The organism is Streptomyces sp. NPDC014991 (assembly GCF_043080665.1).
Classification (GTDB): Bacteria; Actinomycetota; Actinomycetes; order Streptomycetales; family Streptomycetaceae; genus Streptomyces.
The window spans coordinates 191,895-216,966 of the sequence record NZ_JBIBVY010000013.1 but is presented as its reverse complement, the minus strand read 5'-3'; the positions used below and the strand labels follow the sequence as shown (position 1 = coordinate 216,966).

General features: G+C 72.1%; 24 protein-coding genes. 17 read left to right on the top strand and 7 right to left on the bottom strand.

Translation table 11 applies throughout. The annotated features are described in order from the left end of the window. Positions 1–118: 118 nt before the first annotated feature. The 9 genes from ACF1BE_RS21865 (at position 119) to ACF1BE_RS21825 (ending at position 7,968) form a co-directional block, all read left to right on the top strand. Positions 119–763 carry an HAD family hydrolase gene (locus ACF1BE_RS21865; protein WP_392200672.1) on the top strand — a complete coding sequence of 215 codons (645 nt, stop codon included), beginning with the start codon at positions 119–121 and terminating at the stop codon, positions 761–763. A 93-nt stretch (positions 764–856) separates the two neighbouring features. Beyond that, a complete protein-coding gene (locus ACF1BE_RS21860; protein ID WP_392200671.1) occupies positions 857–1,570 on the top strand; it encodes a VC0807 family protein in 714 nt (237 codons plus the stop codon). A gap of 89 nt (positions 1,571–1,659) precedes the next feature. Continuing rightward, positions 1,660–2,898 carry an MFS transporter gene (locus ACF1BE_RS21855; protein WP_392200670.1) on the top strand — a complete coding sequence of 413 codons (1,239 nt, stop codon included), beginning with the start codon at positions 1,660–1,662 and terminating at the stop codon, positions 2,896–2,898. Next, entirely contained in the window at positions 2,849–4,021 is a 1,173-nt protein-coding gene (locus ACF1BE_RS21850) for an acetoin utilization protein AcuC (RefSeq protein ID WP_392200669.1), read from the top strand. Before ACF1BE_RS21855 ends, ACF1BE_RS21850 begins: the two co-directional genes overlap by 50 nt. 230 nt (positions 4,022–4,251) lie before the next feature. Beyond that, positions 4,252–5,067, top strand: coding sequence for a phosphatase (locus ACF1BE_RS21845; protein ID WP_392200668.1), 816 nt, complete (start codon positions 4,252–4,254; stop codon positions 5,065–5,067). A 128-nt stretch (positions 5,068–5,195) separates the two neighbouring features. Continuing rightward, positions 5,196–5,408 (top strand): helix-turn-helix domain-containing protein, encoded by a 213-nt coding sequence (locus tag ACF1BE_RS21840; protein WP_121791081.1) that lies wholly within the window; start codon positions 5,196–5,198, stop codon positions 5,406–5,408. A gap of 136 nt (positions 5,409–5,544) precedes the next feature. Next, on the top strand, positions 5,545–5,643 hold the full coding sequence (locus ACF1BE_RS21835; RefSeq protein WP_003948845.1) for a 30S ribosomal protein bS22: 99 nt from the start codon (positions 5,545–5,547) through the stop codon (positions 5,641–5,643). Between the two features lie 184 nt (positions 5,644–5,827). Then, the gene (locus ACF1BE_RS21830) at positions 5,828–6,889 is read left to right on the top strand and encodes an NAD-dependent epimerase/dehydratase family protein (protein WP_392200667.1); all 1,062 of its coding nucleotides are present in this window, start codon (positions 5,828–5,830) and stop codon (positions 6,887–6,889) included. Positions 6,890–6,903: 14 nt separating this feature from the next. After that, positions 6,904–7,968, top strand: coding sequence for a lysophospholipid acyltransferase family protein (locus ACF1BE_RS21825; RefSeq protein WP_392200666.1), 1,065 nt, complete (start codon positions 6,904–6,906; stop codon positions 7,966–7,968). Positions 7,969–8,038: 70 nt separating this feature from the next. Here ACF1BE_RS21825 and ACF1BE_RS21820 read toward each other — a convergent pair whose 3' ends face one another. The 3 genes from ACF1BE_RS21820 to ACF1BE_RS21810 all read right to left on the bottom strand — a co-directional run bounded on the left by ACF1BE_RS21820 (position 8,039) and on the right by ACF1BE_RS21810 (position 11,595). Continuing rightward, complete coding sequence (locus ACF1BE_RS21820) at positions 8,039–9,265, bottom strand: DUF5667 domain-containing protein (RefSeq protein WP_392200665.1); 1,227 nt, start codon at positions 9,263–9,265, stop codon at positions 8,039–8,041. 234 nt (positions 9,266–9,499) lie between these two features. Beyond that, entirely contained in the window at positions 9,500–10,279 is a 780-nt protein-coding gene (locus tag ACF1BE_RS21815) for an ECF subfamily RNA polymerase sigma factor, BldN family (RefSeq protein ID WP_392200664.1), read from the bottom strand. A 386-nt stretch (positions 10,280–10,665) separates the two neighbouring features. Next, entirely contained in the window at positions 10,666–11,595 is a 930-nt protein-coding gene (locus ACF1BE_RS21810) for an HAD family hydrolase (protein ID WP_392200663.1), read from the bottom strand. Between the two features lie 117 nt (positions 11,596–11,712). Between ACF1BE_RS21810 and ACF1BE_RS21805 the strand changes: the two genes are divergently transcribed. The 6 genes from ACF1BE_RS21805 (at position 11,713) to hemB (ending at position 18,560) form a co-directional block, all read left to right on the top strand. Continuing rightward, positions 11,713–11,994 carry a glutaredoxin family protein gene (locus tag ACF1BE_RS21805; RefSeq protein ID WP_392200682.1) on the top strand — a complete coding sequence of 94 codons (282 nt, stop codon included), beginning with the start codon at positions 11,713–11,715 and terminating at the stop codon, positions 11,992–11,994. Positions 11,995–12,275: 281 nt separating this feature from the next. Further along, the gene (locus ACF1BE_RS21800) at positions 12,276–13,043 is read left to right on the top strand and encodes a redox-sensing transcriptional repressor Rex (protein WP_392200662.1); all 768 of its coding nucleotides are present in this window, start codon (positions 12,276–12,278) and stop codon (positions 13,041–13,043) included. Beyond that, positions 13,040–14,743 (top strand): glutamyl-tRNA reductase, encoded by a 1,704-nt coding sequence (locus tag ACF1BE_RS21795; RefSeq protein ID WP_392200661.1) that lies wholly within the window; start codon positions 13,040–13,042, stop codon positions 14,741–14,743. The genes ACF1BE_RS21800 and ACF1BE_RS21795 overlap by 4 nt, the downstream gene beginning before the upstream one ends. Then, the gene (hemC, locus tag ACF1BE_RS21790; RefSeq protein WP_392200660.1) at positions 14,740–15,711 is read left to right on the top strand and encodes a hydroxymethylbilane synthase; all 972 of its coding nucleotides are present in this window, start codon (positions 14,740–14,742) and stop codon (positions 15,709–15,711) included. Before ACF1BE_RS21795 ends, hemC begins: the two co-directional genes overlap by 4 nt. Continuing rightward, positions 15,708–17,417: a uroporphyrinogen-III synthase gene (locus ACF1BE_RS21785; protein ID WP_392200659.1), complete on the top strand. Its 1,710-nt coding sequence runs from the start codon at positions 15,708–15,710 to the stop codon at positions 17,415–17,417. The genes hemC and ACF1BE_RS21785 overlap by 4 nt, the downstream gene beginning before the upstream one ends. A 126-nt stretch (positions 17,418–17,543) precedes the next feature. Further along, positions 17,544–18,560 (top strand): porphobilinogen synthase, encoded by a 1,017-nt coding sequence (hemB, locus tag ACF1BE_RS21780; RefSeq protein WP_392200658.1) that lies wholly within the window; start codon positions 17,544–17,546, stop codon positions 18,558–18,560. Here the strand turns inward: hemB and ACF1BE_RS21775 are convergent. Next, on the bottom strand, positions 18,550–19,290 hold the full coding sequence (locus tag ACF1BE_RS21775) for a DUF4232 domain-containing protein (RefSeq protein WP_392200657.1): 741 nt from the start codon (positions 19,288–19,290) through the stop codon (positions 18,550–18,552). The two genes, hemB and ACF1BE_RS21775, sit on opposite strands and share 11 nt — an antisense overlap. 189 nt (positions 19,291–19,479) lie before the next feature. Here ACF1BE_RS21775 and ACF1BE_RS21770 point away from each other — a divergent pair, with 189 nt between their 5' ends. Continuing rightward, a complete protein-coding gene (locus tag ACF1BE_RS21770; protein ID WP_392200656.1) occupies positions 19,480–20,871 on the top strand; it encodes a helix-turn-helix domain-containing protein in 1,392 nt (463 codons plus the stop codon). 21 nt (positions 20,872–20,892) lie between these two features. Here the strand turns inward: ACF1BE_RS21770 and ACF1BE_RS21765 are convergent, their stop codons facing one another. Together ACF1BE_RS21765 and ACF1BE_RS21760 are read right to left on the bottom strand one after the other, a co-directional pair. Beyond that, complete coding sequence (locus tag ACF1BE_RS21765; RefSeq protein ID WP_392200655.1) at positions 20,893–21,717, bottom strand: DUF4253 domain-containing protein; 825 nt, start codon at positions 21,715–21,717, stop codon at positions 20,893–20,895. 46 nt (positions 21,718–21,763) lie between these two features. After that, entirely contained in the window at positions 21,764–22,153 is a 390-nt protein-coding gene (locus ACF1BE_RS21760) for a VOC family protein (RefSeq protein WP_392200654.1), read from the bottom strand. A 73-nt stretch (positions 22,154–22,226) separates the two neighbouring features. Between ACF1BE_RS21760 and ACF1BE_RS21755 the strand changes: the two genes are divergently transcribed. After that, positions 22,227–23,174, top strand: a complete 948-nt coding sequence (locus tag ACF1BE_RS21755) for a helix-turn-helix transcriptional regulator (RefSeq protein ID WP_392200653.1) — start codon at positions 22,227–22,229, stop codon at positions 23,172–23,174. A gap of 10 nt (positions 23,175–23,184) precedes the next feature. On the opposite strand, the gene argS is transcribed toward ACF1BE_RS21755, so the two are convergent. Next, positions 23,185–24,948 carry an arginine--tRNA ligase gene (gene argS / locus ACF1BE_RS21750; protein ID WP_392200652.1) on the bottom strand — a complete coding sequence of 588 codons (1,764 nt, stop codon included), beginning with the start codon at positions 24,946–24,948 and terminating at the stop codon, positions 23,185–23,187. Positions 24,949–25,072 lie beyond the last annotated feature (124 nt).

The window sequence follows — 25,072 nt, the reverse complement described above, 5'->3', positions numbered from 1 at the left end:
ATGGTACTGCAGGGGGGACCCTGTGGGAGAGTAGGACACCGCCGAACAATTTTTGGGAAAACCCCCGCATCTTCGATGCGGGGGTTTTCTGCGTTGTAGGTCCTTTAGTGTCGGTGCCATGCGCTACGAACTCGTCATCTTCGACAACGACGGTGTCCTCGTCGACAGTGAGCCGATATCCAACCGGCACCTGGCCGCCTGTCTGACCGAGCTGGGCCATCCCACCTCGTACGAGGACTCCGTCCGGGACTACATGGGATCGGCGATGCACCGGATTCACGAGCTGGTCCTGGAACGGACGGGGCAGCGGCTGCCGAACGACTTCGACGACGTCTTCCACGCCCGGGTCTTCGCCGCGTTCGAGCGGGAGCTCCAGCCCGTGGCCGGCGTGGCCGGCGTGCTGGAGAAGCTGGCCGCGGACGGGGTGCCGTACTGCGTGGCCTCCTCCGGGAGCCATGCGCGGATCCGGGTGGGGCACCGGGTGACCGGGCTCGACCGGTGGTTCGAGGAGAGCAGGATCTTCAGTTCACAGGACGTGGGGCGCGGGAAACCGGCGCCCGACCTGTTCCTGCACGCGGCCGAGCGGATGGGTGTGGCCCCCGGGCGGTGTGTGGTCGTGGAGGACTCGCCGCTGGGCGTACAGGCGGCCGTGGCGGCCGGGATGGACGTGTACGGGTTCACCGCGATGACACCGGCGGAGCGGCTCGCGGGGGCCCAGCGGCTCTTCGCCGACATGAGCGAGCTGGCTGACCTGCTGGTATGACCACATCCATCGGACTGCACCTGACATCTGTCATGCGGACCACCGGACGATCGGTTCTACTGCCGGACCCCTGTCGGCGGCGAAGCTGAGGGCATGACGAAGAAGACGGGGACCCAGGTTCAGAACCCCAGCGTGCTGGACAACTTCAAGCCGCTGCTCATCGATGTGGCGGTGCCACTCGGCTCCTACTACGTCCTCAAGGACGCCTTCGGGACGAGCACGTTCGCGGCGCTCGCCTGGAGCAGCGTGGTGCCGGCGGTGCGGACCGGGTGGAGCCTGGTCAGGGACCGCAGGACCAACGGCCTGGCGGGTCTCATTCTCGTCGTGAACGTGGTTTCGCTGCTGCTGAGCTTCGTCTCGGGCGATCCGCGGCTGATGCTCGCCAAGGACAGCGGTGTCAGCAGCACGGTCGCCATCGGCATCCTGGTCTCCGTCGCGCTCGGGAAGCCCATGATGACCGCCGGGATGAAGCCCTTCCTCGTCAAGGGTGACCCGGCCAGGGAAGCGGCCTGGCAGCGACTGGCGTCCGGTACGGCGGCCGGGTCCGCGGACTTCCGCCGTAAGGAGAAGGCGTTCTCGCTCGTGTGGGGCGGGGTGCTGTTCGCCGAGTGCGTCGCCCGGTTCGTGGGCGCCTACACCATCCCGGTGGACACGATGGTGTGGCTCGGCGGCGTCTTCATGATCGTCGCCATGGTGATCGGCTTCGTGGTCAGCGGTGGGCTGGCGGCGGGGCCGATGGAGCGAATGCTCGCCGACGAGGTGGAGGCCGGCCACGCCGAGCGACCCGCGATGACCGTCGCCGCCTGACCACCGGCCGGGTGGACAGCCGAAGTTGAGGAGAATTCAGCTTTGGCTGGATCTACCCACGGGTAGCCCGGGGCTCTACGCTCGCCGCCATGACTGATGTGCTGCGGCGCGGCAGGGCCTCGCTGGCGTTCGGGTTCTTCGCCCAGGGCGTCGCCTTCGCCCTGCTCGTCACGCGCATCCCGGCCGTCCAGGACCGGTACGGCGTCTCCGACGCGCTCCTGCCGCTCTTCCTGGCCGCCGTACCGGTGCTCGCCGGGGCCGGCAGCGTGACCACCGAGCACCTGGTGAAGCGGGTACCGCCCAGCCGGCTGCTGCGCTGGTCCCAGCCGGTGGTGCTGCTGGGGCTGCTCGGCGTCGGGGCGGGCGGGGCGGGGCAGCTGGCCGCGCTGGCGGTGGCGCTGGGCGTCTTCGGCCTGGCGGTGGGGGTGCTGGACGCGTCCATGAACATGCTCGGGGTCAGCCTCCAGCGGTCGTACGGGCGCAGCATCATGCTCAGCTTCCACGCCGCGTACAGCCTGGGCGGGATCATCGGGGCGTCGCTGGCGTGGGCGGGTGCGCACTGGCATCTCGCGCTGTGGGTGTCGTACCTGCCGGTGGTGGCCGCTCTGCTGCCGGCGGTGCTGGTGGGGAGCCGCTGGTACGTCGACGCGGGTGACGCGGGCGCTGCGGGTGCCGTACCCGGTGGGGGCGAGCAGCCGGGCGGGGGCGGAGTCCTCGTCTTCCGGCTGCTGCTGCCGCTGTGCCTGGTGATGACCTTCGCCTATATCGGGGACTCGACGGTCTCCAACTGGAGCGCGAAGTATCTGAAGGACGTGCTGGGCAGCTCCGAACAGCTGGCGACGGTCCCGTACAACGTGTACATGGTGACGACGCTGCTGGGGCGGACCATCGGGGACTTCGGGGTGCGGCGGTTCGGGGCCGTGGCGGTCGTACGGCTCGGGGCGGTGGTGGCGGCCGGCGGGTTCGCGGTGGTGGCCTCGGCGTCGGGGGCGTGGGCCGGGATGCTCGGGTTCACCCTGCTGGGGCTGGGTCTGTGTGTCCTGGTGCCGCAGACGTTCGCGGCGGCCGGGCGGTTGTTCCCGGGGGCCTCGGACGCGGCGGTCGCGCGGCTGAACATCTTCAACTACGTGGGCTTCCTGGTCGGTTCGCCGTTGGTGGGCGCCCTCGGAGACGCGTGGAGCTACCGGGGCGCCATGCTGGTGCCGATGGTGTTGGTGCTGGTGACGCTCGGGTACGCCAGGTCGTTCGCGGCTCAACCGGACAGATACGGTGGCGGGCATGAGCGGCCGCGCACAGCTGATGTGGGACGAGGCAGTAACGGGCTATGACTTCGGCCAGGGCCATCCGATGGATCCCGTCCGGCTGGAGCTGACCCGGAAACTGGTCGGTGCCTTCGGGCTCGACCGCGAGCTGGAGATCGTCGCGGCGAAGCCGGCCGGCGAGTCGACGCTCCGGCTGGTCCACCGGGAGGACTACATCGACGCCGTGAAGGCGGCGTCCGCGGACCCGGCGGGGGCCGACGGCTCGTACGGGCTCGGTACGCCCGACGATCCCGCGTTCGCCGGGATGCACGAGGTGTCCGCGCTGATCGCCGGCCAGTCGGTCGGGGCGGCGGAGGCGGTGTGGCGCGGGGACGCCGATCACGCCGTGAACTTCGCGGGCGGGCTGCACCACGCGATGCCGGGCGGCGCGTCCGGGTTCTGCATCTACAACGACGCCTCGCTGGCGATCGCGCGGCTGCTGGAACTGGGTGCCGAGCGCGTCGCCTACGTGGACGTGGACGTGCATCACGGGGACGGGGTGCAGGCCGCGTTCTGGGAGGACCCGCGGGTGCTGACCATCTCGCTGCACGAGCATCCCCGGACGCTGTTCCCGCAGACCGGGTGGCCGCAGGAGACCGGTGCCGGCGCGGGGGAGGGCGCCGCGGTGAACGTGGCCCTGCCGGCCGGGACCGGGGACGCGGGGTGGGTGCGCGCGTTCCACGCGGTGGTGCCGGAGCTGGTGGCCGGATTCCGGCCGCAGGTGATCGTCTCCCAGCACGGGGCCGACACGCACTTCGAGGATCCGCTGGCGCACCTCGCCGTCTCGCTGGACGCCCAGCGGTCCGTGCAGATGGCGTGTCACGAGCTGGCGCACGCGTACGCGGACGGCAAGTGGGTCGCGCTCGGTGGCGGCGGATACGCGGTGGTGGACGTCGTACCGCGGTCGTGGACACATCTGGTGGGGATCGCCGCCGGGAAGCCGGTGGCCCCGGAGGCGATGATTCCCGAGGGATGGCGGCAGGACGTGTTCGCGCGGACGCGGCAGTCGGGGCCGTGGCGGATGACGGACGGGCTGTGGCCGGTCGGGTACGGCGACTGGGAGGCGGGCTACGACCCCGCCGACCGGGTCGACCAGGCGGTACTGGCGACCCGGCGAGCCGTCTTCCCGCTCCGGGGACTGCTGCCCTGACCGGCTCGCCCGGCCGCCGCTCCAGGGGGCTTCGGAGGGTGGTTCGGCTGCCGCTGCGGGAGGGCACCGGAGAGTACGCCCGCCGCCGCTCCGGGAAGGCGCCGCAGGGTTCGTCCGGTCGTCGTCGCCTCCGCGGAAGGCGCCGGAGGGTTCCCTGGGGGCTGGGCCGACCGTGCGGAGTTCGCCGGTTCTCGTCCCCACCGCGGCCCGGATGCGTCACCATCGCACCCGTGTCGACCTCCGCCCGCCTCCGCGCGCATCTGCTGGCCGTCCGGCTGGCCGGGGTGGTGGCCACCTCGCGGGAGGACAGTCTGCGGAGCTACCGGCTGTTCGCCGCCCGGGACCCGCGGGTGCTGATCGGGCTCGTCCCCGAGGGAGCCTGGGGGCAGCGTGACGTGCTCGCGCTGATGGCGCAGAAGTGCGGGGTGCGTGCCGACCCCCGGCACACGTCCGGGCCGGACGTGATCGACCCCGAGCGGACGCTGACCGCGCTGGACGCCTTCGCGAACCGGATCGGGGAGGCGGCCCGGCGGGGCGCGCCCGTGCTGTTCGGCACCGGGCACCCGCAGCGGCTGCTCGGTTTCTACGCCGCCCTGGCGGACGCTCTCTCGGCGGCGGGGTGTGAGGTGCTCACCCCGGCGCAGGGTCGCTGTGTCGACATATTGACCCGGTTCGGTCTACGCACGCATCGCCTCGACTACGTACGAGGAGTTGCCCTGGTGCGGGAACCGGCGGGCGAGCGCCCTGGTTGTGAGCCGGGTGTCCACAGCCATTCCCCGCTCCCGGTTCGGGTCGCGCTGGAGGCCGCCGCGGAGGCCGGCGGCCCGCTGCCCGAGCTGGTCGTAGGGGACCACGGATGGGTCTGCGGCGCTGGTCAGCTGGGGTTCGAGACCATCGGGCTGGCCGACACCGACGATCCCGCGCTGTTCGTGGGGGAGGCCGAGGGGAGGGTGTCCGTCGCCGTTCCGGTTGACGACGCCGTACGGTCTGCTCACTACCGGCCGCTGACCCGCTACGTACTCAATCGAGCATGTCTGTCACAGTAGCCGCCGGTGGGTGCACCTCTTCCCCACTCGCATCACCCGCCCCTAGTCTGGGGAGTGAGCACGCAGCGACGAAGAGTCACCGGAAGGGGAAGCCGGTGGCCGTCGAGTGCGGAAGGTGCAGGTGTGTCATGGCCGCAGCTGGCGAGAGGCCTCTGAACGAGGTCCAGTTCCTTACCGTGGCGGAGGTCGCCTCGGTGATGCGAGTGTCGAAGATGACCGTGTACCGTCTGGTGCACAGTGGTCATCTGCCCGCGATCCGGGTGGGGCGGTCCTTCCGCGTCCCGGAACAAGCGGTACACGAGTACCTCCGCGACAGCTACGTGGGGGTGGAGACCGCCTGACGGCGACGCCCGGGTGTGATGCCCGGGAACCCTCGATTACGACCTCGGCGCTCGGTTGGGTAGGCTGGCCCCTCGTAGGTCGTGTGGGCCCATGGCGCCCAAACAACCGAGTCATGAGAAGTGAGCGAGGGTAGTCGTGGGCTCTGTTATCAAGAAGCGGCGCAAGCGGATGGCCAAGAAGAAGCACCGCAAGCTGCTGAAGCGCACGCGTGTGCAGCGTCGTAACAAGAAGTAGGCGACGCGCGAGAGCGTGACTCTGTGGCCCCCCATCAGCACTGGTGGGGGGCCACAGGCGTCTGCGGACGGGGGAAATTCCGTCACCTCGCGCATCGGGGGTCGTCACAGCGCGACCACGACCCGCTAGGTTGGCCGCACAGGGGAACGCGGGATACCGGTACGCGGGAAGGAAGGCGCTGATCTTGGGAAAGGTCGTGCTCGTCACCGGAGTCGCCCGGCAACTGGGCGGCCGGTTCGTGCGGCGCGTCCAGCGGGACCCGGAGGTCGACCGGGTGATCGCCGTGGACGCGGTGCCGCCGGCGCACCACCTGGGCGGAGCCGACTTCATCCAGACCGACATCCGGCAGCCGACGATCGCCCGCGTGCTCGCCGAGACCGGCGCCGACACGGTCGTCCACCTGGACGTGACCGGCACGGCCCTGGGCGGCGGCAACCGGGCCACGGTCAAGGAGACCAACGTCATCGGCACCATGCAACTGCTCGGCGCCTGCCAGAAGTCGCCGACCGTGCAGCGCCTGGTGGTGAAGTCCAGTACGAACGTGTACGGGTCCGCACCGCGCGACCCGGCCGTGTCCACCGAGACGACCCCGCCCAAGTCCCTGCCCAGCGGCGGCTTCGCCAAGGACGCCGTCGAGGTCGAGGGGTACGTGCGCGGGTTCGCGCGGCGGCGGCCGGACGTCGCCGTGTGCGTGCTGCGGTTCGCCAACATCCTCGGGCCGGCCGCGGACACCCCGCTCGCCTCGTACTTCGCGCTGCCCGTACTGCCGACCGTGTTGGGCTACGACCCGCGGCTCCAGTTCGTGCACGAGGACGACGTCATCGAGGTGCTGCGGATCGCCTCGCACGAACCGCGCCGGGGCACCCTCAACAGCGGCACCTTCAACATCGCCGGGGACGGGGTGCTGCTGCTCTCGCAGTGTTCACGGCGGCTCGGGCGGCCCACCGTGCCATTGCTGCTGCCGGCGGTCACCTGGGCCGGCTCCCTCGTACGTACGCTGGGCATGACGGACTTCTCGCCGGAGCAGATCCGGCTGCTCACCCACGGGCGGGTGGTCGACACCGTGCAGATGCGCGAGACGCTGGGCTTCACGCCCCGGTACACCACGGCCGAGACGTTCGCGGACTTCGCGCGCGGCCAGGGCCCCGGGCTGCTGCCGCCGGAGGCCCTCGCGGGGGCCGTCGACCGGATCGCCGCGCTGACCGTGCGGGCGAGCGGCCACCTCCAGACGGACAGCGCCAACTGAGGAGCGCAGCAACGATGGCGGACGCCAAGGTCATTCCGTTCGACGACGACCGGTCCCGCGGGAGCGCCGCGCAGCGCCCGGCGCGGCGCCGGAGCGGGGCCGGCCGGCGCGGCACGCTCGGCGAGGCGGGCGAGATGGGTGAGGTCCAGCCGCTGCCCGGCCGGGCCCGGACGCGGGACGACGGGCCTGTGAGCCCCGTTCAGGAGCCGCCCGAGCCGTCGACGGCCGACGGACTGGACGGCGGCCTGGAGCGACGCGTGGCGGCCGGACTGGCCTTTCTGCGGCGCCGGCTGACCGGGGACTACGAGGTCGACGACTTCGGTTACGACCAGGAGCTGACCGACCAGGTCCTGATGTCGCTGCTGCGGCCCGTGTACGACAAGTACTTCCGGGTCGAGGTGAAGGGCATCGAGAACATCCCCGCCGAGGGCGGCGCGCTGATCGTCGCCAACCACTCCGGGACGCTGCCGCTCGACGGGCTGATGATGCAGGTCGCCGTGCACGACCACCACCCGGCCGACCGTCATCTGCGGCTTCTCGCCGCCGACCTGGTCTTCGTCCTGCCCGTGGTCAACGAGCTGGCCCGCAAGCTGGGGCACACCCTCGCCTGCGCGGAGGACGCGGAGCGGCTGCTGGCGCAGGGCGAGCTGGTCGGGGTGATGCCGGAGGGCTTCAAGGGCATCGGCAAGCCGTTCGGCGAGCGGTACAAGCTCCAGCGGTTCGGCCGCGGCGGCTTCGTCTCCACCGCCCTGCGCCAGGGCGCGCCGATCATTCCCTGCTCGATCGTCGGGGCCGAGGAGATCTACCCGATGATCGGCAACTCCCGGACCCTGGCCCGGCTGCTGGGCTTCCCGTACTTCCCGCTGACACCGACGTTCCCCTGGCTGGGCCCGCTGGGCGCGGTCCCGCTCCCCACCAAGTGGACGATCCAGTTCGGCGAGCCGATCCCGACGGACGGCTATCCGCCGGAGGCCGCCGAGGACCCGATGCTGATGTTCAACCTGACCGACCAGGTCCGCGAACAGATCCAGCACACGCTCTACAAGCTTCTGGTGCAGCGGCGGTCGGTCTTCTTCTGACCTGTGGGTGGCCACGGTGTCGGGGCGTCCCGCTCGGGAGGGACGCCCCGACACCGTGGCCGGGAATTGGCTAGTCGGCGTCGTCGCCGTGGATGCCCAGGTCGGGCAGGAGGCCCGGCAGGAGCGGGGGGATGGTGACGTCGGGGGCGCTGGTCGGTGGGGTGAGGCTGGGCGGGGTGGTGGTGCCGGTCCTCGGCGGGTCGAGCAGTCCGCCCGTGTCGCCGCCGAGGAGGCCGTCGCCGCTGCTGCTGGCCGAGCCGCTCGGGGTGCCGGTGCGGGCGTGCTTGCCGGTGGACGGGGTGGTGCCGGTGGAGCTGGGCGCCGTCGACCGGTGGCTGCCGGAGGAACCGGTGGCTGCCGGACCGGAGCCGTCCCGGTGCTTGCCGGTGCCGGGCTCGGCGGGCGGCTGCGGAAGCAGGGCCCGGAGCGGGGCGACTTCCTGGTCTATGGCGTCGAAGACCGAGGAGACCTCCTGTTTGACGTCGCCGAGCTGCAAGGGCAGCTTGTCGCTGAGCGCGGTCCAGGCCTCGCGGTGGGACCGCGAGAACACGGACAGTGCCTGGATGGGGCCGAGGGATCCGGGATCGGCCTCGTACGCCGCGTGGAGCAGGCGGTGCCCCTCGGTGACGTCGTGCTGCATCCCGGACAGGGTGCGGCGGATCTCGCCGATGGACTCGTGGTCGAGATGGCCGCCCCGGCCGCGCTCCAGCAGCCGTCTGGCTTCACTGAGCCGCGTGGAGGCCTGGTCGAGGTAGGTCTGGCCGCGCTGGTCGTTGCCGTCGGCCAGGTAGTTGAGCCTGAAGTCCTCGATGCCGCGTTTCAGGCCGTACAGCGAGTCGCCGGGCAGGGCGTCGGAGCTGGCGGCGGCGACGCCGCCGAAGGCTCCGGCGGCCACGCCGACGCTCAGTCCACCCGCCGCGAGACCCTTGGTCAGTCTCGTACGCGGGCGGAGCTTGCCCAGTGGGCTCGCCCGGTGCGCGCCCTTGGCCCGGTGGGAGCGCTGTTCCGGTACCGACGCGTCCGCCGCCCCGGTGCCCTCCTGGAGCATGGCCTCCATCGCGGCCACCAGCTGGGCCCGTTGGACGACCTTGACCTCGGGGTCGAGCTGTGGCTTGGGCAGCGCGCCGAGACCCGCCGACAGGGCCAGCAGCCGGCCCTGGTCGGTCTGTTCCTCGGTGGCCGGCGGTGACTCCGCCGGTGCTGCGGACTGCTCGGCCGCCGTGTCCTGGTCGGACTGCTCCTCCAGGGCCTGGGCGAAGGCGTTCGCCCGCCGGTGCGCCGATACGTTCGCGATCACTGGCGGCACCTCCTCTCGTCATGACGGTCGACTCCCCAGGGGGTCCTGAGGGTGCACGTCCGCGACCACTTTCACGCGATCGAGCGATCAGGTGGGCCAGGACGTGACCACAGGGAGCCTGTATCCCGCACAACGAGTGGCGCGGCACTTGGGTTACGGACGGCGGATGATCGGATCAGAAAGGCAACACTCCATCACCGAACGTGAGTTGAGCGTCGCCCGGCGTGGCACGGCTCAGCGGGCGTCGTCCGGCAGCAGCCGGGCGAGGGTGCGGACGGCGCGGTACTGGAGGGTCTTGATGGCGCCCTCGTTCTTGCCCATGACCCGGGCGGTCTCGGCGACCGAGAGGCCCTGGAGGAAACGGAGCGTCACGCACTCCTGCTGCTGGGGGTTGAGCCGCCGTACGGCGTCGAGCAGGGCCGCGTTGGACAGGGACTCCAGGACGGAGTCCTCCGGGGAGCGCTCGACCTCGTTGGCGTCGAGCATCTCGCCGGTGGTGATCTCCAGCCGGAAGCGGCTGGACTTGAAGTGGTCGGCGACGAGGTTCCGGGCGATCGTGACCAGCCAGGCGCCGAAGTCGCGGCCCTGCCAGGTGAACGTGCCGATCCTGCGCAGCGCCCGCAGGAAGGTCTCACTGGTGAGGTCCTCCGCGGTCGCCCGGCCGCCGACGCGGTAGTAGATGTACCGGTAGACGGTGTCGCTGTACTGGTCGTAGAGCCGCCCGAAGGCTTCAGCCTCCCCGGCCTGGGCGCGTTCGACCAGGTCCATCATCCGGGCGCTGTCGCTGTCGGCGGCAGGGCGGCGGGCGGTGGCGGCGCCGGTGGCACGCCCTCGTCTGCCGACGGCGGCGCCGCCGTCGGCCAGTGCGTAGCACGGGCCCAGGGGCGCGGCGGCGGCGAAGGCGGGGCCGGCGTACGCGGTGGGGACATAGCCGCGCAGCATCTCTTTGACCGTCGCGATCGTTGCGCGCAGCGTAGCCAGGCCCGAGGCGTCAACCCCGACGTGTGGGTACACGGGACTCCCAGAGGCAGAGCTTCCATCACGTGCAGTGCGGGACCTTTCACCCGTCGTGGCGACGGAGGGGTACCGGTATGCGTCTGAGGAGAATAACGCTTCGTGCAGGCTCTGCTACACCGAGTTGCTCAAACTGTCGATTGCTTCGCTTCCGTAACCGATTGATGCCCTATTGCACGCCACAGAGTGATCGGTTCGTGAACGGTTCGGGGCGGATTCCGGTGAAGTACCGGACGAGTTGAAATGGTCGCGGCACAATCCTGGGCGCGCGGGACCGAGGCCCGTGGGCCTTCGGAAGGCTTGGGGAACGCGGACTGGCCTGGTGCGGGCCGTGGTCCGGACGGGCCGGGACGCCGAGGGGGTGCCGTGTCCCCCGCCGGGCGTGGTTATCGGCGCCGTCGGCTCAGAGCGATCGCGGCCGCGGTGCCGCCGGCGACCGCGCCGACCCCGGCCGCGGCCGGGATGCCGACCTTGGCCGCCTTGCGGCCCGTGCGGTAGTCACGCAGGCGCCAGTCCTGCTCGCGGGCGTGCCGGCGGAGCTTGGCGTCCGGATTGATGGCGTAGGGGTGGCCCACCAGGGACAGCATCGGGATGTCGTTGTGGCTGTCGCTGTAGGCGGCGCAGCGGGTGAGGTCCAGGCCCTCCGCCGAGGCCAGGGCGCGGACCGCCTCCGCCTTGGCCGGGCCGTGCAGCGGCTCGCCGACCAGTTTGCCGGTGTAGACGCCGTCGACCGACTCCGCGACCGTGCCGAGGGCGCCGGTCAGGCCCAGGCGGCGGGCGATGACCTGGGCGATCTCGACGGGGGCCGCGGTGACCAGCCACACCTTCTGGCCGGCGTCCAGGTGGGCCTGGGCCAGGGCGCGGGTGCCGGGCCAGATGCGGCCGGCCATGTACTCGTCGTAGATCTCCTCGCCGATCGTCTCCAGCTCGGCGACCCGGTGGCCCTTGACGATGGACAGGGCCGAGTCGCGGGCGTCCTGCATGTGCTCGGGGTCCTCGACGCCGGCCAGCCGGAACCACGCCTGCTGCCAGGCGAACCTGGCCAGGTCGCGGGTCTCGAAGAACTTCCGCTTGTACAGCCCCCGGCCGAAGTGGAACAGGGCGGCGCCCTGCATCACCGTGTTGTCGAGGTCGAAGAAGGCGGCGGCCTTGTCGTCGCCGATGACCGGGAACACCGGTTCCTCCGGCGCGGCCCGCGGGATCCCCTGGGCTTCCTGCGTGGACTTGCGGGCAGCCTCCGCCGAGGCCTCGCCTGCCAAAACGCTCCGCGCCGTGGCGGAGCGCCTACGGGAAGTGAGCCATCCGAGAGCGGCCATGACGTGAGCATAGCCAGTCTGTCCGGCGGTTCCGGGGCGGTGCGGGTGGGGGCGGGTGAACTCTGCCCGACCGGGGCGTGCGACGAGCGGTCCGGAACGGGCGTGGAGCGCGCGAGAATGGCCGGTATGAGCGCCCTCTTCCGACGTAAGGCAGAACCCCGTGAGCGGCGGGTGACCCTCGTCCGCAAGCCCGGCTGTCATCTGTGCGACGACGCGCAGCTGGTGGTCGAGAAGGTGTGCGGCGAGCTGGGCGTGCCGTGGGAGCCCAGGGACATCGCCGAGGACCAGGATCTGCACGACCGGTACTGGGAGCAGATCCCGGTCGTCCTGATCGACGGTGAACAGCACACCTTCTGGCGTGTGAACGAGGAGCGGCTGCGCCGCGCACTGACCGACTAGTCCAAACTGGCCGGAAAGTTCGCTTAGGATCGACGGCGGTCTGGTCTCGGGGGCGGGATTCGTGAGGAGAGTGTGCGGTTTTGCCCCCAGTAACGAAGGAGCGTCGGTGCGTGTGCGCCGGTTCCTGCCAAGGGCGCGAAAGGCGCGTGACCCCGGTCACTTCTGCCGGGCAAATCGGACACCATCTTTGTGCACGCGTTCACAAAGACATAGCCTGCTGTCGACGGGGCGGTCTGGTGACGTATGACCGCCTACAGCCCCGCTCTACCCGCAGGAGCACCGTGGCAACTGGCCGAACACACCGACCGGCGACCCGTAGCCGAGGGATTCCCGAGGCCACCGTCGCCCGGCTTCCGCTGTACCTCCGAGCCCTGACCGCACTGTCGGAGCGCTCGGTCCCCACGGTCTCCTCCGAGGAGCTGGCCGCGGCGGCGGGGGTCAACTCCGCCAAGCTGCGCAAGGACTTCTCGTACCTGGGTTCCTACGGGACGCGCGGCGTCGGTTACGACGTGGAGTATCTCGTCTACCAGATCTCCCGCGAACTCGGCCTCACCCAGGACTGGCCGGTTGTCATCGTCGGCATCGGTAACCTCGGCGCCGCCCTCGCCAACTACGGCGGCTTCGCCTCCCGTGGCTTCCGGGTGGCCGCGCTCATCGACGCCGACCCGGCGATGGCCGGAAAGCCGGTCGCGGGCATCCCGGTGCGGCACACCGACGACCTCGAGAAGATCATCAAGGACAACGGGGTCTCCATCGGCGTCATCGCCACCCCGGCCGGCGCCGCCCAGCAGGTCTGCGACCGCCTCGTGGCCGCCGGTGTCACGTCCATCCTGAACTTCGCGCCGACCGTGCTGTCCGTCCCGGACGGCGTCGACGTGCGCAAGGTCGACCTCTCCATCGAGCTCCAGATCCTCGCCTTCCACGAGCAGCGCAAGGCCGGCGAGGAGATCGCCGCCGCCGGCGACGGCGCCCGGCCCGCCGCCACCACCCGCGACGCTTCCGCCGACCAGGGGCCCGACGGGGACGTACCCGCCGTGATGCCGGCATGAGTCTGCTCGTCGTCGGGCTGAGCCACCGCAGCGCCCCGGTCAGCGTCCTGGAACGGGCCGCACTGAGCACGGACGCCCAGGGGAAGCTCTTGCAGGACACGGTGGCCGCCGAGCCGGCCACCGAGGCCGCGGTGCTCGCCACCTGCAACCGCATCGAGCTGTACGCCGACGTGGACAAGTTCCACGCCGGTGTCGCCGAGCTGTCCACGCTGCTCGCCCAGCACAGCGGCGTCGGCCTGGAGGAACTCACCCCCTACCTCTACGTGCACTACGAGGACCGGGCCGTCCACCACCTGTTCTCGGTGGCCTGCGGCCTGGACTCGATGGTCGTGGGCGAGGGGCAGATCCTCGGCCAGATCAAGGACTCCCTGGCCCGTGCCCAGGATCTGCACACGGCCGGCAAGCTGCTGAACGACCTGTTCCAGCAGGCCCTGCGGGTCGGCAAGCGCGCCCATTCCGAGACCGGCATCGACCGCGCCGGGCAGTCCCTGGTCACCTTCGGCCTGGAACAGCTGGCCGCGGGCGGTGCCGTGCAGGACTGGGCGGCGGGCCGCCGGGCGCTGGTCATCGGCGCCGGGTCGATGTCCTCGCTGGCCGCCGCCACGCTCGCGCGCGCCGGAGTCGCCGAGATAGTCGTCGCCAACCGCACCCTCGAGCGCGCCGAGCGGCTCGCGCTCCTGCTCGCGGAGCACCACGGACAGCGCCCCACCGGGGGCGACGCGGCCGTGACCGTGCGCGCGGTGCCGATGGAGGCGGTACGGGACGAGCTGACACGTGCCGACGTCGTCGTCTCCTGTACCGGGGCGACGGGCCTGGTGCTCACGGCGGAGACGGTCGCGCAGGCGGTCGAGGGACGCACCGGGCAGCCGGCCGTCGCGCACACCGCCCAGCCGGCGGGGAAGGCCGGCAACGCCCGGATCTCGCCGTCCGCCGGCGCCGACGACAACTGCCCGCTCGACCTGGCCGCCGTACAGCCCGGCTTCTCCGTCATGGGCGAGGCCGCCGTGGCCGGCCTGGACGCGGCCACCCTGGAGCAGCACGCGGCCTGGGTGGACAACGGGGTGGTGGACCGTCGGGAGCGCCGTACGCCCGAGGCGGACGCCGAGCTGATCACCGCGCTGGCCGCGACCGTCGCCACGGGCGCCCGGATCCCCGAGCGGCGCAGGCCCGAGCCGCCCGCCGAGCGGCCGGCCCTCTTCCTCTTCCTCCTCGACCTGGCCATGCCCCGCGACATCGACGCGGCCGTGCACCGGCTGGCCGGGGTGCGCCTGGTGGACATCGAGTCGCTCGCGGAGGCGTCCGCCGACGCGCCGATGGCGGCCGACGTCGACCAGGTCCGGCGTATCGTCTCCGACGAGGTGGCGGCCTTCGGGGCGGCCCAGCGGGCGGCGCACATCACGCCGACCGTGGTGGCGCTGCGCACCATGGCCGCCGACGTCGTCGCCGGCGAGATCGCGCGGCTCGACGGCCGCCTGCCCGACCTGGACGAACGCCAGCGCGGGGAGATCCGCCAGGCCGTGCACCGGGTCGTCGACAAGCTGTTGCACGCGCCGACGGTACGGGTCAAGCAGCTCGCGGCCGAGCCCGGCGGTGCCGGGTACGCGGACGCGCTGCGCACCCTGTTCGACCTCGACCCCGAGACGGTCGCCGCCGTCTCCCGGGCCGGGGACAGCACAGACACGAAGGGCCGACCGGCATGACTGAGAAGGCTTTGAGGCTGGGGACGAGGCGGAGCAAGCTCGCCATGGCCCAGTCCGGGCAGGTGGCTCAGGCCGTCCGCCAGGTGACTGGGCGGCCCGTCGAACTGGTCGAGATCACCACGTACGGAGACACCTCCCGGGAGCACCTGGCGCAGATAGGTGGCACGGGCGTCTTCGTGACGGCGCTGCGCGACGCGCTGCTGCGGGGCGAGGTCGACTTCGCGGTGCACTCGCTCAAGGACCTGCCGACCACGCAGCCCGAGGAACTCGTCCTGGCCGCCGTACCGGTGCGCGAGGACCCCCGGGACGTGATCGTGGCGCGGGACGCCCTGAAGTTCACCGACCTCCCGCGCGGGGCGCGCATCGGCACCGGTTCGCCGCGCCGCATGGCGCAGCTCAACGCGTACGCCCGCGCCCACGGCCTGGACATCGAGACCGTCCCGATCCGCGGCAACGTCGACACGCGGATCGGATACGTCCACGCCGGTGAGCTGGACGCGGTCGTACTGGCCGCCGCCGGACTGAACCGGATCGGCCGGATCGACGAGGTGACCGACTTCCTGTCGGTCGACACTGTTCTGCCCGCCCCCGGCCAGGGGGCACTGGCGATCGAGTGCAGGGCGGGCAACACCGCCCACGACGCCGCACTCGTCGCGGCGCTCGGCGAACTGGACGACCCGTTCACGCGGGCCGCCGTCACCGCCGAACGGTCACTGCTCGCCGCCCTGGAGGCCGGCTGCAGCGCCCCTGTGGGCGCGCTGGCCGACCTGCTGGCCGACGGGCAGATTGTCAAGGAAATGCGCCTGCGGGGTGTGGTCGGCACGACCGACGGCACTCGCACGGTGCAGCTGTCCACCACCGGTCCCGTGCCCCAGACGCACGACCGGGCGACGGCACTCGGTCGCGAACTCGCCACCGAGATGCTCGCCCAGGGCGCGGCCGGTCTGATGGGGGAGCAAGCACGATGAGCCCCACCACCCTTACCGCAGGCCTGGAACACGGTCACGTCACCTTCCTCGGTGCCGGACCCGGGGATCCGGGACTGCTGACTCTGCGCGCCGTGGAGGCGCTGTCGCACGCGGACGTCCTGGTCGCCGAGCACGAGGTGCTCGATGTGATCCGGACACACGCTCGACAGGGCGTCTCGGTCGTGGAAACGAACGCGGAACCCTCCTCGGTCTCACCGCCGGGCACGGGCACGCCGCAGCTCACGGTCGTTGACGGCACGTCAACGGCGGCTGCGGTCCCGTCTCCTGCCCGGGATGCCGTCCATCTTGTCATGGAGGCCGCACGGGGCGGCAGGCGGGTCGTCCGTGCGGTGCCCGGGGACCCGGGACTTGATACGTACGCCGCGGAGGAAATGCTCGCCTGCGCCGCCGCCGGGGTGCCCTTCGAGGTCGTCCCCGGTGTCGCGGCCGTGGTCGGCGTGCCCGCGTACGCCGGTGTGCCGCTGCGGGACGCCGAAGGCGCGGACGTCCGGTTCGTGGACGCCCGGACCGCCTCCGACCGCTGCTGGACGGAGGTGGGTGCCTCGGACGGCACGGTGGTCGTCTCGACGACCCTGGACTCCGTGGCCGTGGCGGCCGGCGAACTGGTCGCGGCGGGCCGCAAGCCGGACACCCCGCTGACGGTGACGATCGCCGGTACGACGACCCGTCAGCGGACGTGGACGGCGACGCTCGGCACGATCGCGCAGACGCTGAAGCAGGCGAAGGTGCTGCCGTCGCCGGACGGCGGCCGGCCGGTGATAGCCGTGGTCGGTGAGCGTTCCGCCGCCGCCCGCCGCGACCAGCTGTCGTGGTTCGAGTCCAAGCCGCTGTTCGGCTGGAAGGTGCTCGTGCCGCGGACGAAGGAGCAGGCGGCGTCGCTCTCCGACCAGCTGCGGTCCTACGGTGCCGTGCCCCACGAGGTGCCGACGATCGCCGTCGAGCCGCCGCGCACGCCCCAGCAGATGGAACGCGCCGTCAAGGGTCTGGTGACCGGACGGTACGAGTGGATCGCCTTCACGAGCGTGAACGCCGTCAAGGCCGTCCGGGAGAAGTTCGAGGAGTACGGGCTCGACGCGCGGGCCTTCGCGGGCATCAAGGTGGCCGCGGTGGGCGAGCAGACCGCCAGGGCGCTGGTCGCCTTCGGCGTGAAGCCGGACCTGGTACCGAGCGGGGAGCAGTCGGCGGCGGGTCTGCTGGAGGACTGGCCGCCGTACGACCCGGTGTTCGACCCGATCGACCGGGTGTTCCTGCCGCGGGCGGACATCGCGACGGAGACGCTGGTGGCCGGGCTGATCGAGCTGGGCTGGGAGGTGGACGACGTCACGGCCTACCGGACCGTGCGGGCGTCGCCGCCGCCGGCGGAGACCCGGGAGGCGATCAAGGGCGGCGGCTTCGACGCGGTGCTGTTCACGTCGTCGTCCACCGTGCGGAACCTGGTCGGCATCGCCGGCAAGCCGCACAACGTCACCGTGATCGCGTGCATCGGTCCGGCCACGGCCAAGACCGCCGAGGAGCACGGACTGCGGGTGGACGTGATGGCTCCGGAGCCGTCCGTGCACAAGCTGGCCGAGGCACTGGCCGAGTTCGGGATGCGCCGTCGCGCGGCGGCCCTGGAGGCCGGCGACCCGGTCACCCGGCCGAGCGAGCGCCGGCCCGGTGCGCGCAGGCGCCGCTCGACCACCTGAGGTGCGGCCCTTTTGCCCCCCGTTCGCTCACCTCCGGCCCGGTCGGCCGGAGGTGGGCGGGCGGGGGGTTCCCGTCCGACATCCCGTCGGCAAAGGCGCGGGTCCGGCGGGCGTAGCGTAGGAGCCATGTCGAAGTACGGATCGTTTCCCGGTACGCGTCCCCGGCGGCTGCGGACCTCGCCCGTCATGCGGCGGATGGTCGCCGAGACGCGGCTGCACCCCGCCGACTTCATCCTTCCCGCGTTCGTCCGGGAGGGCGTCAGCGAGCCGGTGCCGATCGCGGCGATGCCCGGGGTCGTGCAGCACACCCGGGACAGCCTGAAGAAGGCCGCGCTGGAGGCGGTGGAGGCCGGGATCTCCGGGATCATGCTGTTCGGCGTGCCGGAGGAGGGCAAGAAGGACGCCCTGGGCACGGTCGGGACCGACCCGGACGGGATTTTGCAGGTGGCGCTGCGCGACGTGCGGGCCGAGGTCGGTGACGACCTGCTCGTGATGGCGGACCTGTGCCTGGACGAGTTCACCGACCACGGGCACTGCGGGGTGCTGGACGCCGAGGGGCGGGTCGACAACGACGCCACCCTGGAGCGGTACGCGGAGATGGCGCAGGTGCAGGCAGACGCCGGGGCCCATGTCGTGGGCCCCAGCGGGATGATGGACGGACAGATCGGCGTCGTCCGCGACGCGCTCGACCAGATCGGCCGCGAGGACGTCGCCGTCCTCGCCTACACCGTCAAGTACTCCTCGGCCTTCTACGGCCCCTTCCGCGAGGCCGTCGGGTCCTCGCTCCAGGGCGACCGCAAGACCTACCAGCAGGATCCGGCCAACTGGCGCGAGTCCCTGCGGGAGCTGGAGCTGGACGTCGCCGAGGGCGCCGACATGGTGATGGTCAAGCCGGCCGGCCCCTACCTCGACATCCTCGCCCGGGTCGCGGACGCCGTGGACGTGCCCGTCGCCGCGTACCAGATCTCCGGCGAGTACGCGATGATCGAGGCCGCCGCCGAGAAGGGCTGGATCGACCGCGACCGCGCCGTCTTCGAGACCCTGACCGGTATCAAGCGGGCCGGTGCGCGGAACATCCTCACCTACTGGGCCACCGAGGCGGCCCAGAAGCTGCGGCGGTCCGCGGGGCCGTTCACCAGCTGACGACGTCGTCCAGGTCCTGCTGCCAGTACGTCACCTTCAGCGAGCTGTCGTAGTAGACGCCCTTGGCGGGCAGGGCCGGGGTCGCGGACGGCCCGCCGCTGCTGTTCGGGGTGTAGCCCTGGAAAGCCATGGTCAGCTTGTGGGCGGTCCTCCCGCCGGTGCCGCTGCCGTCGGCGGCCGACAGCAGGACACCCGCGTACCCCGACTCGCCGGGCCGCAGCGAGACCACGGCCTGCGGCTGGGTGGCCTCGTCGGCCTGCGGCACCCACTGCATCTGGTCGAAACGCAGGACCGGCCAGTACGGCAGCTCGCAGATCTTGCTCCCGGTGTTCTTCACCGTGAGCAGCATGTGGTTGAGGGGCCGGGAGAGCGGCTGGGCGGTGACGGTGGTGTTCGTGCCGTTGCACAGCGCCGTGGAGCCGCCGGCGCGGGTCTTCTCGCTTCCCCGGGTGGCGGAGGCGGGGGGCTGGGCGCCGGGCGTGTGAGTACGGGTCACGGGCGTGCCGTTCGCCGTACCACCGACGGTGCCGGTGCCGGTGCCGGTGCCGGTGCCGGTGCCGGTGCCGGTGGCGGCGGTGCTCCGGGGCGTCTTCGCCGCGCCCGGCTCCGCCGCCGTCGCGGCCGGCCGGGAGGCGCCCTCGTCCTCGGTGCCCGTCCCGCCGCCGCACGCCGTGAGTGCCAGGGCGGCGACGGCGGTGCCGCCGGCGGCGAACAGACGAATGTGGCGCATACGCATGGCAAGTCCTCTTTCGGGCTGGGCCGGTTGTCGTGCTTGGATGACCAACAGCCTGTGGGCGGGCCCGTCCCGGTGGCCAGCACCTGCCGGTGATCCGGGACGCTGGAACGCGCACACCGGCTTCGACCTGTGGAAACAGCTCCTGCCTGGAACGCCGGGGTGGGACGTGGGGGAGGGAGAACGGTGTCGGAGGGCACGTCTGAGAGCGGTTTCGCCGAGCTGCTGCGGGAGGTGAAGAACCGCTCCGGGCACAGCTACGGCACGCTCGCCAAACGGCTGCACATGAGCACGTCGACGCTGCACCGCTACTGCAACGGGGATGCCGTACCGACCGACTACGCGCCCGTGGAGCGGCTGGCCAGGCTGTGCAAGGCCACGCCCGGGGAACTGCTGGAGCTCCACCGGCGGTGGATCCTGGCCGACGCGGGGCGGGGGCGGAAGAGCCCGGAGCAGGTGCGGGCCGCGCGGACACCGGCGCCGGTGGGGGCCGGGAAGCCGGAACCCGAGGCGGAGCCGGAGTCCGAGGCGAAGTCCGAGCCGGAGCCGGAGAAGGCGGTCGGGCAGGAGAAGGCGGCCCGGCCGGAACCGGCGCCGGTGGGCGGCCGGGAGCCGATGAGGGAGCCGGCGGCCGGGGTGCGGCGGCGGAGCCGGTCCGTTCTGCTCGCCGCCGTGACCGTCACCGCGCTGCTCGGCGGCATGGCGGTCGCCCTGAACCTGCCCCCGGGGGACGGGAAGCGGGACGGCAAGGTCACTTCGGCGGCCACGGCGGGCACCCCCACCGCGGGGGCCGCCGCACCGCACCGCACGCCGACGACGCCGACGGCCGGGACCCCGACGCCACGCGGGTCCGCCGCCCGCTCGGTCTCGCCCTCGGCCGACTCCGCCGAGGCCCCCGGCACCGGCACCGGCACCGGCGCGCCGGCGGGCAGGCCGGCTGCCTCCGCGACCGGGCGGACGTCCGCCGCCCCGCCCCTCACGGTCACGACGCACCCCTTCGCCTGGGAGGACCCGTGCTCCCAGCACTACCTGATCGACCGGCGGCCGGCCGAGGTCTCCCCGCCGCCCTCGGAGCAGGACGCACCCGCCTGGGTGGACGTGCACCAAGCGGTGTCGGCCGGGGAACAGTTCGTCACCTTCACCGTGCAGGGCACCGGCGAGGAGACCGTCGTCCTGGAGGAGTTGTCCGTGCGCATGGCGGGCAAACGGTCCCCGCTCGCCTGGAACGACTACGCCATGGGCTATCCGGGCGTCGGCTGCGGCGGCGGCGTGCCGACCCACTCCTTCACGGTCGCCCTGGACGGGATGCGCCCCGCGCCCGTGCCGGAGGCCGGGCAGCGGGACTTCCCGTTCAAGGTGAGCCGGTCCGACCCCGAGGTCTTCTACATCAGGGCCGACGCGTCCGCGTACGACGTCAGCTGGTACCTGGAGCTGGCCTGGTCCAGCGGGAACCGGCACGGCACCCTGCTGATCGACGACGCCGGACGCCCGTTCCGCACCAGCGGCGACAACGGGCGCCCGGCGTATGCCTTCCCGCTCGGCGGCGAGAAGTGGCAACCGGCGTCGGAGACCGGCTGAGCGCACCCCGGCAGGGGTGCCTCAGTCCCACCAGAAGGACCAACTGGTGGCTCCGACCAGCTCTTTGGCGTACGCCCCCACGCTCCCCGGCCCGCTCTGCACGACGCTGTCCGGGCACAGGGCGTAGTGCTCGGCGGCCAGCATCTGCGCGTCGTCGAGGGTGGCGGGCGGCGCCGCCACGGACACCACCAGGGTGTCCGGGCCGAGCGCCACCACCCGTACCCCGAACCGCTCCTCCCACGACCGCAGCACCGCGCAGACCCGGGCCACGTCACTCTCGTAGTTCAGGGGGCCGGTCCACCCGAGCGCCGCGGGTATGTCGGCGGACCGGCGGGCCGGCACGAGGGCCAGGTGCGGTTCCTCCACCCACTCGGCCCAGGTGTCCGGGTCGCCGTGCACCGCGTCGGCGACCTGCGCGGCACGGGAGTCCGGATCGGCGCAGAGCACCCCGGCCGGCGCGAGCCCCGGCCAGTCCGCACCGAACGGCTCGGTCTCGTCGCCGGACTGCCCGTCGGTCTCCTCGTGCCAGTACTCCGAGAGCACCTCCTCGGCCTCGTGGTCCCCCGGATACGACGCCTCACCGGGCAACAGCACCCAGTTCTCGATACCGGCCCGGCAGCCGGCCAGGTCCACCAGCACCGGGAGCAGCCCCGCGCGGGCCGCCGGCGCCCCCAGTGCCTTCCAGGTGCCGGGCGCGGACGGCTTCTCCGCGTGCCACAGCAGCGGCTCGTGCCAGGGACCGTCGTCCGTCTCGTCCACCAGTCTGCCGGGCGGGAGTTGCAGCCCCAGGGAGCGCCCGCTGGGGTCGGTGGCCAGCCTGGGCAGCGGGTTCGGAAGAGTCGCCATGCCGGTGACTGTAGGGGCACCCACTGACAACGGCCGGTACGCCGGGTCAGACCAGGGTCGTGATGCAGAACGGGTGCCCGGCGGGGTCGAGCAGCACCCGCCAGCGGTCCGGCTGCGGCTGGGTCTCCGGCTTGGCCGCGCCCCGCGCCAGCAGGTGGGCCTCGGCAGCCTCCAGGTCGTCCACGCCCACCTCGATGTGGGCCTGCTTCTGTTCGGCCGGGTCCGGCCAGGTGGGGCGGCGGTAGTCGGGCACCCGGCTGAAGCCCAGGCCCGGCCCGCCGTCCTTGCCGGCGAGGAAGACGAAGTCGTCGGAGGAGTAGGCGACGGGCAGGCCGAACATTCCGGCGTAGAAGCCGGACAGTTCGGCGGGGTCGGCGCAGTCCAGGGTGACGGCGGCGTAGCGGAACGCGGGTGCGGATGTGCTCGGTGTGGTCATGGGAGCGACCGTAGGCCATGACCCGGACAGTTCCGGTCCTGGTCGTGCGGGCCCGTGTGCGAGACTTCCGCACGTGATCAGCGCGTCCGCCCGTCTGCTCCGCCTGCTCGCGCTGCTCGCCGGCCGGCCCGCCTGGACCTGCGCCGAGCTGGCCGAGCGCATGGCCGTCACCGACCGCACCGTCCGGCGGGACATCGCCCGGCTGCGGGAACTGGGCTACACCGTCGACTCCGACGCCGGGCCCTGGGGCGGTTACCGGCTCCGCGCGGGGGTGCGTGTGCCGCCGTTGATCCTGGACGACGAGGAGGCGCTGGCCGTGGCGGTGGGGCTGCGGGAGGCGGCGCTGAGCGGCGCCCTCGGCGGGGACCAGGCCGCGCTGTCGGCGCTGCTGAAGCTGCGTCAGGTGCTGCCGGCGCGGATCGCCGGGCGGCTGGGGGAGTGGGACGACGCGCTGGTGCGGCTGCCCGGGCCCGAGGAGCCGCGGCTGCGGCCCGGCATGCTGCTGGAGCTGGCCGCCGCGTGCCGGCGCGGTGAGCGGGCCCGGCTGTCGTACCGCGACGGGGAGGGCCGGAACACGGTGCGGGAGGTCGATCCGTACCGGCTCGTCCACACCGGGCGGCGCTGGTACTTCGTCGCGCGGGACGTGACCCGGGGCTGGCGGACCTTCCGCGCCGACCGCGTCGAGCGGCTGACCCTGACGGGGCGGCCGGTGGAGATCACCGACCCGCCCGACCCGGCGCGGCTCGTCTCCCACAACACGGCGATCGGCCCGTACCCCCTGTCCGCGACCGTCCGCCTGGCCCTGCCCCTGGACCAGGCGCTACGGCTCGTCCCGGCGACGGTCGGCACCCATCGCCCCGACGGCCCCGACGCCACTCTTGTCGACATCGGCGGCCCGAACGCGGACGGACTCGCCCGCTATCTCCTCCGCCTGGCGACGCCCCTGCGGGTCCTGGCCCCCAACGAGGTGCGCGAAGCCCTGGCCCGGCGCACCCGGGAACTCCTCGACGCGCAGGGGTGAGGGCCGTCCGTCAGAGCTTCTCGGGGGTCCGGATGCCCAGCAGGGCCATGCCCCGGTGCAGGGTGCGGGCCGTCACGTCGCACAGGAAGAGGCGGTTCTGCACCTGCTCCGGCGTCTCGGCCCGCAGGACCGGGCACTTGTCGTAGAACGTCGTGTACAGGGACGCCAGCTGGTACAGGTACGACGTCAGCTTGTGCGGTGCGTACTCCCTGGCCGCCTCCGCCACGGCCTCCGCGAAGGAGTCCAGGTGCAGGCCGAGGGCGCGCTCGGCGTCGGCCAGGGCCAGCTCCGGGCGGGCCGCCGGGCGGACGTCGCCGGCCTTGCGGAGGATCGACCGGATACGGGCGTAGGCGTACTGGAGGTAGACGGACGTGTCGCCGTTGAGCGAGACCATCTGGTCCAGGTCGAACTTGTAGTCCCGGTTCGCCGACGTCGAGAGGTCGGCGTACTTCACCGCGCCGATGCCCACCTGGGCGCCCCGCTCGGCGATCTCCCCCTCGGACAGGTCCTGGGCCTTCTCGCGGACCACGGCCGACGCGCGCTCGATCGCCTCGTCGAGCAGGTCGACCAGGCGGACCGTCTCACCCTCACGCGTCTTGAACGGCTTGCCGTCCTTGCCGAGGACCGTGCCGAAGGCCAGCTGGACCGCGGTGACGTCGTCGTTCAGCCAGCCGGCCCGGCGGGCGGTCTCGAAGACCATCCGGAAGTGCAGCGCCTGGCGGGCGTCGACGACGTACAGCAGGGTGCTGGCCTTCAGGTGGAAGACGCGGTCGCGGATCGCGGACAGGTCGGTGGCCGCGTAGCCGTAGCCGCCGTCGGACTTCTGCACGATCAGCGGGACCGGGTTGCCGTCCGGGCCCTTGATGTCCTCGAAGAACACGCACAGGGCGCCCTCGGAGCGGACCGCCACGCCCGACTCCTCCAGCAGGCGGCAGGTCTCGGCCAGCATGTCGTTGTAGCCGGACTCGCCGACGATGTCGGCGTCCCGGACCTCCATGTCCAGCTTCTCGAAGACGGAGAAGAAGTAGATCTTCGACTCGTCCACGAAGCGCTGCCATGTGGCGAGCGTGTGCGGGTCGCCGGCCTGGAGGTCGACCACCCGGCGGCGGGCACGCGTCTTGAACTCCTCGTCGGAGTCGAACAGCCTGCGCGCGGCCTTGTAGAGGCGGTCGAGGTTCGACATCGCCTCCTCGCCGGAGACCTGGGCGTCCTTGTGGTCCAGCTCGTGCGGGTGCTCGTCCAGGTACTGGATGAGCATGCCGAACTGGGTGCCCCAGTCGCCGATGTGGTGGCGCCGGACCACGTTCTCGCCGGTGAACTCCAGCAGCTGCACCACCGAGTCACCGATCACCGCGCTGCGCAGGTGGCCGACGTGCATCTCCTTCGCCACGTTCGGCTGGGCGTAGTCGATCACCGTCGTACCGGGCGCGGCGGCGTAGGGCACGCCGAGGCGGCCGGTGTCGTCCGCGTAGCGCTCCGCCAGCGTGGCCGTGATGGCGCTGTCGCTGATGGTGATGTTCAGGAAGCCGGGGCCCGAGACCTCGATGTCCTTGATCAGGTCGCCGGACTCCACGCGCCCGACGACCTGTGCGGCCAGCTCCCGCGGGTTGGCCTTGGCCTTCTTGGCGAGCGCGAGGATGCCGTTGGCCTGGTAGTCCGCCCGGTCGCTTCGTCGCAGCAGCGGGTCGGCGTCGGCGGCCTCCGGCAGGGTGGCCGAGAGGGCGGACGCGAGGCGCTGCTGGACGGAATCGCTGAGGGACGTGACCGAGGCCATAGGAAGGGGTGCCGTTCTCCTCGTGGGGATGGATAGACCCGGCCAGTATCCCATGGGGGGCAAAGTGATTTTCCTGGTCGCGAGAGGGTCTGTGACAATGGGGTTTCACCCGTTCAGAAAGAAG

Bases quoted from the DNA above. Each gene is read 5' to 3' on its own strand.
- ACF1BE_RS21825 (WP_392200666.1), top strand. From the start codon at position 6,904: ATGGCGGACGCCAAGGTCATTCCGTTCGACGACGACCGGTCCCGCGGG.
- ACF1BE_RS21785 (WP_392200659.1), top strand. From the start codon at position 15,708: ATGAGCCCCACCACCCTTACCGCAGGCCTGGAACACGGTCACGTCACC.
- argS (WP_392200652.1), bottom strand. From the start codon at position 24,948: ATGGCCTCGGTCACGTCCCTCAGCGATTCCGTCCAGCAGCGCCTCGCG.
- hemB (WP_392200658.1), top strand. From the start codon at position 17,544: ATGTCGAAGTACGGATCGTTTCCCGGTACGCGTCCCCGGCGGCTGCGG.
- ACF1BE_RS21810 (WP_392200663.1), bottom strand. From the start codon at position 11,595: ATGGCCGCTCTCGGATGGCTCACTTCCCGTAGGCGCTCCGCCACGGCG.
- ACF1BE_RS21760 (WP_392200654.1), bottom strand. From the start codon at position 22,153: ATGACCACACCGAGCACATCCGCACCCGCGTTCCGCTACGCCGCCGTC.
- ACF1BE_RS21850 (WP_392200669.1), top strand. From the start codon at position 2,849: ATGAGCGGCCGCGCACAGCTGATGTGGGACGAGGCAGTAACGGGCTAT.
- ACF1BE_RS21795 (WP_392200661.1), top strand. From the start codon at position 13,040: ATGAGTCTGCTCGTCGTCGGGCTGAGCCACCGCAGCGCCCCGGTCAGC.
- ACF1BE_RS21860 (WP_392200671.1), top strand. From the start codon at position 857: ATGACGAAGAAGACGGGGACCCAGGTTCAGAACCCCAGCGTGCTGGAC.
- ACF1BE_RS21805 (WP_392200682.1), top strand. From the start codon at position 11,713: ATGGCCGGTATGAGCGCCCTCTTCCGACGTAAGGCAGAACCCCGTGAG.
- hemC (WP_392200660.1), top strand. From the start codon at position 14,740: ATGACTGAGAAGGCTTTGAGGCTGGGGACGAGGCGGAGCAAGCTCGCC.
- ACF1BE_RS21865 (WP_392200672.1), top strand. From the start codon at position 119: ATGCGCTACGAACTCGTCATCTTCGACAACGACGGTGTCCTCGTCGAC.
- ACF1BE_RS21840 (WP_121791081.1), top strand. From the start codon at position 5,196: ATGGCCGCAGCTGGCGAGAGGCCTCTGAACGAGGTCCAGTTCCTTACC.
- ACF1BE_RS21855 (WP_392200670.1), top strand. From the start codon at position 1,660: ATGACTGATGTGCTGCGGCGCGGCAGGGCCTCGCTGGCGTTCGGGTTC.
- ACF1BE_RS21775 (WP_392200657.1), bottom strand. From the start codon at position 19,290: ATGCGCCACATTCGTCTGTTCGCCGCCGGCGGCACCGCCGTCGCCGCC.
- ACF1BE_RS21765 (WP_392200655.1), bottom strand. From the start codon at position 21,717: ATGGCGACTCTTCCGAACCCGCTGCCCAGGCTGGCCACCGACCCCAGC.